Below are 8210 nucleotides of genomic sequence, written 5' to 3'. Positions count from 1 at the left end.
CCGAAGGCGCCAACCCGGCCGCCCGCCGCGCCGCGCGCGAGGAGCCGGTCGCGCTGGACCTGACCGGGGGACTAGCCGCCGCGGACGTGGATTTGGCGGCGCTGCGGCGGGAGGCATCGGCAGCCGTGGCAGAGGCCGTGGCGGAGCCGGACGCGCGGGTCGTGCCGGTCCTGCCCAACCTGGCCGAGGCCCCGGCCCCAGCCCCGGAGCCGGACTTCGGTGAGGTCGCGGCCGGCCTAGAGGAGATGGTGGTCGTCGTCGGCGCGGGCGAGCTCGGCCCCTGGGGCAGCGCGCGCACCCGCTTCGAGGCGGAGCTCGGCGGCGACCTCAGCGCCGCCGGCGTGGTGGAGCTGGCCTGGTCGATGGGGCTTATCCACTGGGAGGACGGCTGGGTCGACGCCGCCGGGGAGCCGGTGGCCGAGGCCGATATCTACGCCCGCTTCCACGACGAGGTCATGGCCAGCGTCGGCGTGCGCCGCCTGCGCGACGATGCCGGCATTAGCGACAACCTCGCCGGCGAGCTGACCACGGTCTACCTGGACCGCGACCTGACCTTCAGCACCGCCGACGCCGACAGTGCCCGCGACTTCGCCGCCGCCGGCGCTCGGGTGCGCCCCGCCGGGGATGCCTGGGAGGTCACCCGCCCGAAGGGGAGCGAAATCCGCGTGCCGCGGCGCACCGTGATGACCCGGTTCGTGGGCGGCCAGCTGCCCGACGGCTTCGACCCAGCCGCCTACGGCATCCCCGCCGACATGCTGGAGAACCTGGACCGCCTGGCCGTGTGGAACCTCATCTGCACGGTCGAGGCGTTTACCTCCGCCGGGTTTAGCCCCGCCGAGCTGCTCTCCCACGTCCACCCGGCGCGGGTCAGCAATACCCAGGGCACCGGGATGGGCGGGGTGTCCTCGCTGCGTGGCCTCTACGTCGACCGCCTGCTGGGCCAGCCGCACAACAACGACGTGCTGCAGGAGGCGCTGCCCAATGTCATCGCCGCGCACGTCATGCAGGACTACGTGGGCGGCTACGGGCAGATGGTCCACCCGGTGGCCGCGTGCGCGACCGCGGCGGTCTCCGTCGAGGAAGCCGCCGACAAGCTGCGGCTGGGCAAGGCCGACTTCGTGGTGGCCGGCGGCGTCGACGACATGAGCGTGGAATCCGTGACTGGCTTTGGCGCGATGGCCGCCACGGCGGATTCTGCCGCGCTGGCGGCGGCGGGCATCGCCGAGCGCTATTTCAGCCGCCCCAACGACCGGCGGCGCGCCGGCTTCGTGGAATCCGCCGGCGGCGGCGCGCTGCTGCTGACCCGCGGCGACTTGGCGGCGGAGCTGGGCCTGCCGGTGTTAGGCGTGGTGGCGTTTGCGGAGTCCTTTGCCGACGGGGCGCACACCTCCATCCCCGCGCCCGGGCTGGGCGCACTTTCGGCCGCCCGGGACAACCGGCTGGCGGACGCGCTCGCCCCGTACGGGCTGGACGCCGACGACGTGCGCGTTATTAGCAAGCACGACACCTCCACGGAGGCCAATGACCCGAACGAATCCGACCTGCACCAGCGCCTGGCGCGGGCCAGCGGGCGTACCCCCGGCAACCCGCTGTACGTGATTTCGCAAAAGCACCTGACCGGGCACGCCAAGGGCGGGGCGGCGGCCTTCCAGCTCATCGGGCTCATGCAGGTCATGCGGCGCGGTATCATCCCGCCGAACCGGGCCCTGGACTGCGTCGACCCGCAGCTGCGCCGCTTTTCCGACCTGGTCTGGCCGCGCACCCCGCTGCCGGCGGAAATCAAGGCCGGGCTGGTGACCTCCCTGGGCTTTGGGCACGTCTCGGCGCTTATCGCCGTGGTGCACCCAGGCGCGTTCGCCCAGGCGCTGCGTCAGGCCAAGGGCGAGTTCGCGCTCAACGAGTGGCGCACCCAGGCCGCCCGCCGCGAGCGCGCCGGGAGGGAGCGCCGCGATGCCGCCATGCACGGCCAAGGCGCTCTCTATGCCCGGCCTACGGGGCGCAACCTGGGCGGGCGCGGCGCCGACCACGAGGCGCAGGTCTTGCTAGATCCGCAGGCGCGCCTGCGGGGAGGGGAGCTTAGCTAGATGTTCGCGGTCGGCACCGACATCGTCCACATCCCCGGCTTTGCCGAGCAGCTGGGGCGGGAAGGCACCACCTTCGAGCGGGTCTTTTCCGCCCTCGAGCAGCGCGTGGCCGCGACTAGGCCGCGCCGGGAGGAGCACCTGGCGGGGCGCTGGGCGGCCAAGGAGGCCTTTATCAAGGCGTGGTCGCAGGCGCTCTACGGGCGCCCGCCGCGGCTGGCGGAACACGAGGTCGACTGGGCCGAGGTCAGCGTCCAGCCGGACGCGTGGGGGAGGGTCGGCCTGCACGTGACCGGCCAGGTCCGCACGGCTATCGATGCCTCCCTCCCCGGCTGGCAGGCCAACCTCAACATCTCTCACGACGGCGACTACGCGGTCGCGACAGTGATTCTTTCCTGCTAGCGCGTGCGGGGGGGAGGGGCGAGTCGCGGCACCTAGGTTGCGGCCTCTAGGTCGTGGCCACGGAGAAGAGGTAGGCCACGAGCATGCGCTTGACCTCGCCGACGACGGAGGCGAAGCTGTCGGCGTCCTCGGTGCGGATGGCGTAGTTGAGTAGGGAGACCACCGTGTGGACCAGGAAGCCGGCCAGCTCTATGCGCTCCTCGTAGTTCATGCCGGTAGCCAGCGGGGCGAGGATATCCGCGAGCGGCTCCAGGATTTCGCGCTCGGTGGCCGCGGCGGTCGCGCGGGTGGCCGGCGTGGACTGGACGGCGTGCCAGACGGCCCGCCGGGACGGGTCCTTGCGCCACATCGAGGCCAAGTGGTCGATGAACTCGTCGAGGAAGTCCGGCCACTGCAGTGCCGGGACGTGCTCGGAAAATCGCTGGATCTGCGCCAGGTTCTCGGCGGTGTCCTGGCGGTCCAGCTCGCAGACGAGGACGTATTTGTTGGCGAAGAACTGGTACAAGGTGCCAATCGGCACCTCGGCGCGGCGCGCGACCTCGTCGAAGGTGAAAGACTCAAAGCCTAAGTCCACGAGCACGCTTCGCGCGGCCTGCAGAATCCGGTTGAACCGCTCGCGGCTACGGGCCTGCGCCGGCCGCCGGCGCGGGACCAGGATCTCGGCTGTGCCCGCCTGCTCGTTCGCTTCGGTCTTGGGATTGTCGGTGGAGGGTGTGCTCATGGAGGGATAATTTAGGCGTCTAGTTCTTTGCTGATGCGGGCCACGTGGCCGGTGGCCTTGACGTTGTACTTAGCCAGCGCGATAGTGCCCTCGGCGTCCACCAAGAATGTGGAGCGGATAACGCCCTGGACGACCTTGCCGTAGTTTTTCTTCTCGCCGAACGCGCCGTAGGCCGTCATGACCTCCTTGTCTGGGTCGGACAGCAGCGGGAAATTCAGGTCGTGATCGGCGCGGAACGTCGCCAGCTTCTCCGGGGTATCCGGGGAAATGCCCACGACGGCGATGCGCCGGTCGTTCAGTTCCTCCAAAGAGTCGCGGAAATCGCAGGCCTCCTTGGTGCAGCCCGGGGTGTTGGCCCGCGGGTAGAAATAAACCAGGACCTGCTGGCCGGCGAAATCACTCAGGCTGACGGTGTTGCCTTGGTCGTCGCTTAAGGAGAACGCGGGGGCGGTGTCGCCTACTTCTAAACGCTGTTGGTCAGTCATGCTATCCACCATACCCGGCCCGGCAGGTGGCTGAGTTTGGGTCAATACGTCACGCTGGCGGCAAACGCGATAGAATGTCCGCGTACCCGATAATCTTTAAGCGAAATACCAGGAGTAGAACGTGGCACGCAGTATTGAGGACATCCAGCGCGACATCGAGCGCACCCGTCGCCAACTGGCCGGCACCTTGGACGAGCTGGCCGACCGCAGCCGCCCGCAGAACCTGGCTAACGATGCCAAGTCTGCCGCCCAGGACAAGCTCCAGGACAAGAACGTTCAGATCGCTCTGGCCGGCGTGGCCGCCGTCGTCGTCGGTGGAATCGCCTTCGCGGTCTTCCGTTCCCGTCGCCGTTCCAGCGACATCAAGGAACTGCAGCGCCTACTCGCGCAGCGCAAGTAATTTCCTCCTTACTCCGAATCATTCCGAATTCGACCTTCGCCTCATAAAACGGCGGGGGTCTTTTCCGTACCCGATGGTTTATCCGCGGTGGTTCGTCCGCGGTGGTTCATTCCCGGCGGGGCGGGGTCCAGACCACGTGTCCATGGCGCCGGACCAGCCGGCCGCGGCGGGAGCGGGCGGGGGAGTCGTCGTTGACGGAGTTGTGGTAGCGGCACAACGTGGCGAGGTTGTCGGCGTTGGTGTGCCCGCCCGCGGACCAGGCGCGCAGGTGGTGGACCTGGCAGTCCTCGGCCGGCGCGCGGCAGTCGGGCCAGGCGCAGGTGGGGTTTTCCAGCATCGCCAAGTGGCGCTGCTTCCACGTGGCCAGCCGCTTGCTGCGGTACAGGTTCAGCGGGCCGTGCACCGGGTGGAAGAGTCCGACGTAGCCGTAGTCGCTCAAGATGCGCCCGACCAGCTCCGCCCCGGTCAGCCGGCCGCCGTTGGTCAGCTGTAGCTCGACGTCCTGGCCTTCGCCGTTGAGTAGCTGCACGAACTCGTCCAGCTGGATGACGACGTTGGTGGTGATCTGCGGGCGCTCGGCCCCGCCCTCGAAGACGGCGCGGGCATCCTCGACGGTCTTGATGTGCGCGTGCAGGTCCGCGATATCCAGCGAGGAGGCCGTAATCGACAGCGTCGCCGTCCCGTCGCTGCGCCGGGTGACGTTAACGCCGGGGCGCCGCGGCGGCCGCGGCTGGATGTCGTTCACGCGCTTGCGCCCCAGCGAGCGCAGCTTCTTCGCGTCGCCCGGGGTGCGGGCGAGCTCCAGGAGGAGGCTGACAGCATCGGACTGCCGCTTGAGGCGCTTGACCTGGCTATAGATGGCCAGCAGCGCGGCGTAGCTGTGGCCGGTCTCGGCGGCGGCATCGCAGGCCGCGGCGCGCTGGGCGGAAAAGGACGCGGTGCTAAAGAACAGATCGCGCAGGCCCAGCAGCGTGCGGGCGGACTGGGGGTCTTCGCCCCAGCTTACAAGGGTGTCGTAGTCGAGATCGCGGGCAAGAGACAGATACGTGATGCCGTCGGCACGGCTTCTGATGGAGGCTTCGAGTGCGTGCATGACCCTCACGCTAGGAAGGCGGGCGCCCCGGCTCAACGTTAAGCCGGCCGAAGCTGTGGATAACTCGCCGAATTTGTATTACACGTAATACAACGCGCGGTTACCCACAGGTTTTAGGCCAGCTCGGCCCCGGCGGCGCGCAGCTCGGCGAAGGTCGCCTGCGCGGCGTCCTCGCTCACCGGCGAGCACAGGTCCCGGCGCACGGTGACAGCAAAGCCTTCGCGGAGGGCATCGAGGGTCGTGGCGCGCACGCAGTGATCGGTGGCGATGCCCACGATGTCCACGCGCTTAATCCCCCGGCCCCGCAGGTAGTCCGCCAGCGACGTGCCCGCTTGGCTGGCGCCCTCGAAGCCGGAATAGGCGGCGGTGTAGGCGCCCTTGTAGAAAAACTCGTCGATATCCTCCTGCGGCAGCGCCGGGTGCAGCCGGGCGCCCTCGCTGTCGGCCAGGCAGTGCACCGGCCACGTGTCGACGAAGTCGGGGTTGTCAGAAAAGTGCCCGGCCGGGTCGATGTGCCAGTCCAGGGTGGCCACCACCGCGGGATAATCGGCAATAACTCCAGCGATGCCCTCTGCTACCCGGTTGCCGCGCTCAGTGCCGAGCGCGCCGCCGGGGCAGAAGTCGTGCTGGACGTCGACGACGAGGAGGGCATCGGCGTGCGTAGTCATGAGGACTAGTATAACTGCCGGTAGGCTGGTCAGGGTGAAAACTCCGATCCCTTTTTACCTCGAAGAAATCCTCGACAAAGTGCGCTACTCCGACGGCGGCGCCGTCGCGGACTATATCCCCGAGCTGGCCGACGCCAACCCGTCCTACCTGGCCGCGGCCATGTGCACGACCACGGGCAACGTCTACAGCGCCGGGGACAAAGAGGAACGCTTTACCATCCAGTCCATCTCCAAGCCTTTCGTCTATGCGCTCGCGCTGCAGGAGCTGGGCTTGGACGCGGTGCGCGAAATCGTCGGCATGGAGCCCTCCGGCGAGGCCTTCAACGAGCTGTCCCTGAACGCCGAGGATCACCGGCCGGTCAACCCGATGATCAACGCGGGCGCCATCGCCGTCACGCAGCTGATTAACGGCGTGGATTCGACCGTCGACGAGCGCGTCGAGCGCATCCGCTCCTATATGTCGCGCCTGGCCGGCCGGGAGCTGGGCATGGACGAGCGCGTGTGCGGCTCCGAGCTGGAGCACTCCGACCGCAACCTGTCCCTGGCGCACATGCTGCGCAACTACGGCATCATCAAGGACGAGGCGCCCGATGCCGTGACCACCTACATCCGCCAGTGTTCCCTCTTGGTCGACGTGCGGGACCTGGCCGTGATGTCGGCTACGCTGGCCAACGGCGGCCGCCAGCCGGTCACTGGCGAGAAGATCCTGGACGCGGACGTGTGCCGCCTGACGCTGTCGGTGATGAGTTCGGCCGGCATGTACGACGGCGCCGGCCGCTGGATGGCCGAGGTCGGCATCCCCGCCAAGTCGGGCGTGGCCGGCGGGCTTATCGGTACGCTGCCGGGCCAGTTGGGTATCGCGACGTTCTCGCCGCGGCTGAACAAGGAAGGCAACAGCGTGCGCGGCGTGGAGGCCTTCAAGCTGGTCTCCCGCGACATGGGCCTGCACCTGATGTCGACGGAGGAGCGCTACGGTATCGCGCCCATCCGTGATATCCACGAGGAAGAGGACACCTACGTCTTCCGCCTGCAGGGGCAGATCAACTTCAACGCCGCGGAGACCATCCTCTACGAGCTAGCCGACCAGGACTTCGACAACGAGGCCGTGGTGCTGGACATGTCCGGCGTGACCGGGTCGAACCGCATGGGCCGGCGCATGCTGAAGGAGGGCCTGCGCCGCCTGCGTGAGTCCGGCCACGACATCGGCGTGGTGGATCCGGACAACCGGATGACCGACCTGAAGATGTCCGACGGCACCGAGGTCCCTGTCCATGACGCCGAGGATTACGAGATCGCCGGCGAGGAGATCTAGGCACCGGGGTATAAACTGAAAACCCCGCTGGCCAGTGAAATCACGGCCCGCGGGGGAGACGGTGCGCCATTAGGGACTTGAACCCCGGACACTAAGCCCCTAAGCAGGGAAAGCGTTCGAGTTTTCGCTATCCCATTACAATCCCACCACATCCGAAAAGTCTCATCTAACGGCCGCCCCAACCCCTGCAAAACCTCATCAAAAAAGCTCCGTGGACACATCCAATGTCATGGCCGCTGACGCATTCCTCAACTGCCGTTAAATAGGTTTAATATTCGATCCCGCCGAAACCATGAGTAAAGCTGCGGTATGCCGTAAATCATGCAAAGTAACCCGCTCCGGAATAAGTCCTTTCGCTACCGAATGCGACATAGTTTGCTGGAACCAATTATTAGCGGAGTGCGGGCGGTTTAAGGGAACGGCACTATCGGAAAATACCCACGTCGTCGGCGCCTTACCTACCGCGCGTGACCGGAGAATCTCCGCGACGAAAGACGGGTAACTACCGGCCTCGCCGCGCCAATTTTAGGCGTTCCTACAACGACTTCCCGGCAATCCATATCGCATTTGAGGTTACCCTCGTTTAGTGGACCCCATTTGTACGGATCTTGTGTCCGTAGGAGAGGGTGTTCATTGTGAGTCAATAGCGCAAGAAGTACCCGCCGGAATACCAGCGTGAAGCCGCGAAGCCGGTAATCGAGTCAGCGCGCCCGATTGCTCATGTGGCTAAGGAAATCGGTGTTTCCGCCGGGCTTTAGGCCGGTGAGTCAAACTCGAGCGTGATCGCCGACGAGCATCAGTTGGGGTGAGTGAGGCAGTTCTTCGCCGCAAAGCAACGCGAACAGAAAAGTTCGAACTAATGCAGCTGGAGAAGGCGAACTATAGCATCAAACGCATGGCACGGCTATTAAAAGTGCTTCGGTCTGGATACTACAAAATGAGCCCATATGCAGTAGAAGCGACTATCCGGCAATGATGAACGTGCAGCATTTTACGATGGTGTCGATCGCAAGATTCATCGAGAGTGTCCGTTTCTTTGTGTGCGGGG

General features: G+C 66.4%; 8 protein-coding genes. 4 read left to right on the top strand and 4 right to left on the bottom strand.

All coding sequences use genetic code 11. The features are described 5' to 3' along the window. Together HMPREF3067_RS10175 and HMPREF3067_RS10170 are read left to right on the top strand one after the other, a co-directional pair. Positions 1 to 2084: beta-ketoacyl synthase N-terminal-like domain-containing protein (locus HMPREF3067_RS10175; RefSeq protein ID WP_305764498.1), on the top strand; the 2084-nt coding region annotated here is incomplete at its 5' end. Continuing rightward, positions 2085 to 2483: a holo-ACP synthase AcpS gene (locus HMPREF3067_RS10170; RefSeq protein ID WP_070769611.1), complete on the top strand. Its 399-nt coding sequence runs from the start codon at positions 2085 to 2087 to the stop codon at positions 2481 to 2483. It abuts the gene before it with no gap. A gap of 46 nt (positions 2484 to 2529) precedes the next feature. Here the strand turns inward: HMPREF3067_RS10170 and HMPREF3067_RS10165 are convergent, their stop codons facing one another. Together HMPREF3067_RS10165 and bcp are read right to left on the bottom strand one after the other, a co-directional pair. Continuing rightward, the gene (locus HMPREF3067_RS10165) at positions 2530 to 3204 is read right to left on the bottom strand and encodes a TetR/AcrR family transcriptional regulator (protein WP_070769610.1); all 675 of its coding nucleotides are present in this window, start codon (positions 3202 to 3204) and stop codon (positions 2530 to 2532) included. An 11-nt stretch (positions 3205 to 3215) separates the two neighbouring features. After that, the gene (gene bcp / locus HMPREF3067_RS10160; RefSeq protein ID WP_070769609.1) at positions 3216 to 3689 is read right to left on the bottom strand and encodes a thioredoxin-dependent thiol peroxidase; all 474 of its coding nucleotides are present in this window, start codon (positions 3687 to 3689) and stop codon (positions 3216 to 3218) included. A 121-nt stretch (positions 3690 to 3810) separates the two neighbouring features. Between bcp and HMPREF3067_RS10155 the strand changes: the two genes are divergently transcribed. Next, complete coding sequence (locus HMPREF3067_RS10155) at positions 3811 to 4089, top strand: DUF3618 domain-containing protein (protein ID WP_070769608.1); 279 nt, start codon at positions 3811 to 3813, stop codon at positions 4087 to 4089. A gap of 106 nt (positions 4090 to 4195) precedes the next feature. Here HMPREF3067_RS10155 and HMPREF3067_RS10150 read toward each other — a convergent pair whose 3' ends face one another. Both HMPREF3067_RS10150 and HMPREF3067_RS10145 read right to left on the bottom strand, forming a co-directional pair. After that, entirely contained in the window at positions 4196 to 5182 is a 987-nt protein-coding gene (locus HMPREF3067_RS10150; RefSeq protein ID WP_070769607.1) for an HNH endonuclease signature motif containing protein, read from the bottom strand. 113 nt (positions 5183 to 5295) lie between these two features. Continuing rightward, positions 5296 to 5850 carry a nicotinamidase gene (locus HMPREF3067_RS10145; RefSeq protein WP_070769606.1) on the bottom strand — a complete coding sequence of 185 codons (555 nt, stop codon included), beginning with the start codon at positions 5848 to 5850 and terminating at the stop codon, positions 5296 to 5298. A 34-nt stretch (positions 5851 to 5884) separates the two neighbouring features. On the opposite strand from HMPREF3067_RS10145, the gene HMPREF3067_RS10140 reads away from it, so the two are divergent. Beyond that, entirely contained in the window at positions 5885 to 7162 is a 1278-nt protein-coding gene (locus HMPREF3067_RS10140; protein WP_070769605.1) for a glutaminase, read from the top strand. The last annotated feature ends 1048 nt before the right edge of the window (positions 7163 to 8210 follow it).

Origin of the sequence: Corynebacterium sp. HMSC04H06 (assembly GCF_001815935.1) — a bacterium.
GTDB lineage: Bacteria > Actinomycetota > Actinomycetes > Mycobacteriales > Mycobacteriaceae > Corynebacterium.
Note: the sequence above shows the minus strand (reverse complement) of the source record. Positions and strands in the feature narration are given on the sequence as shown.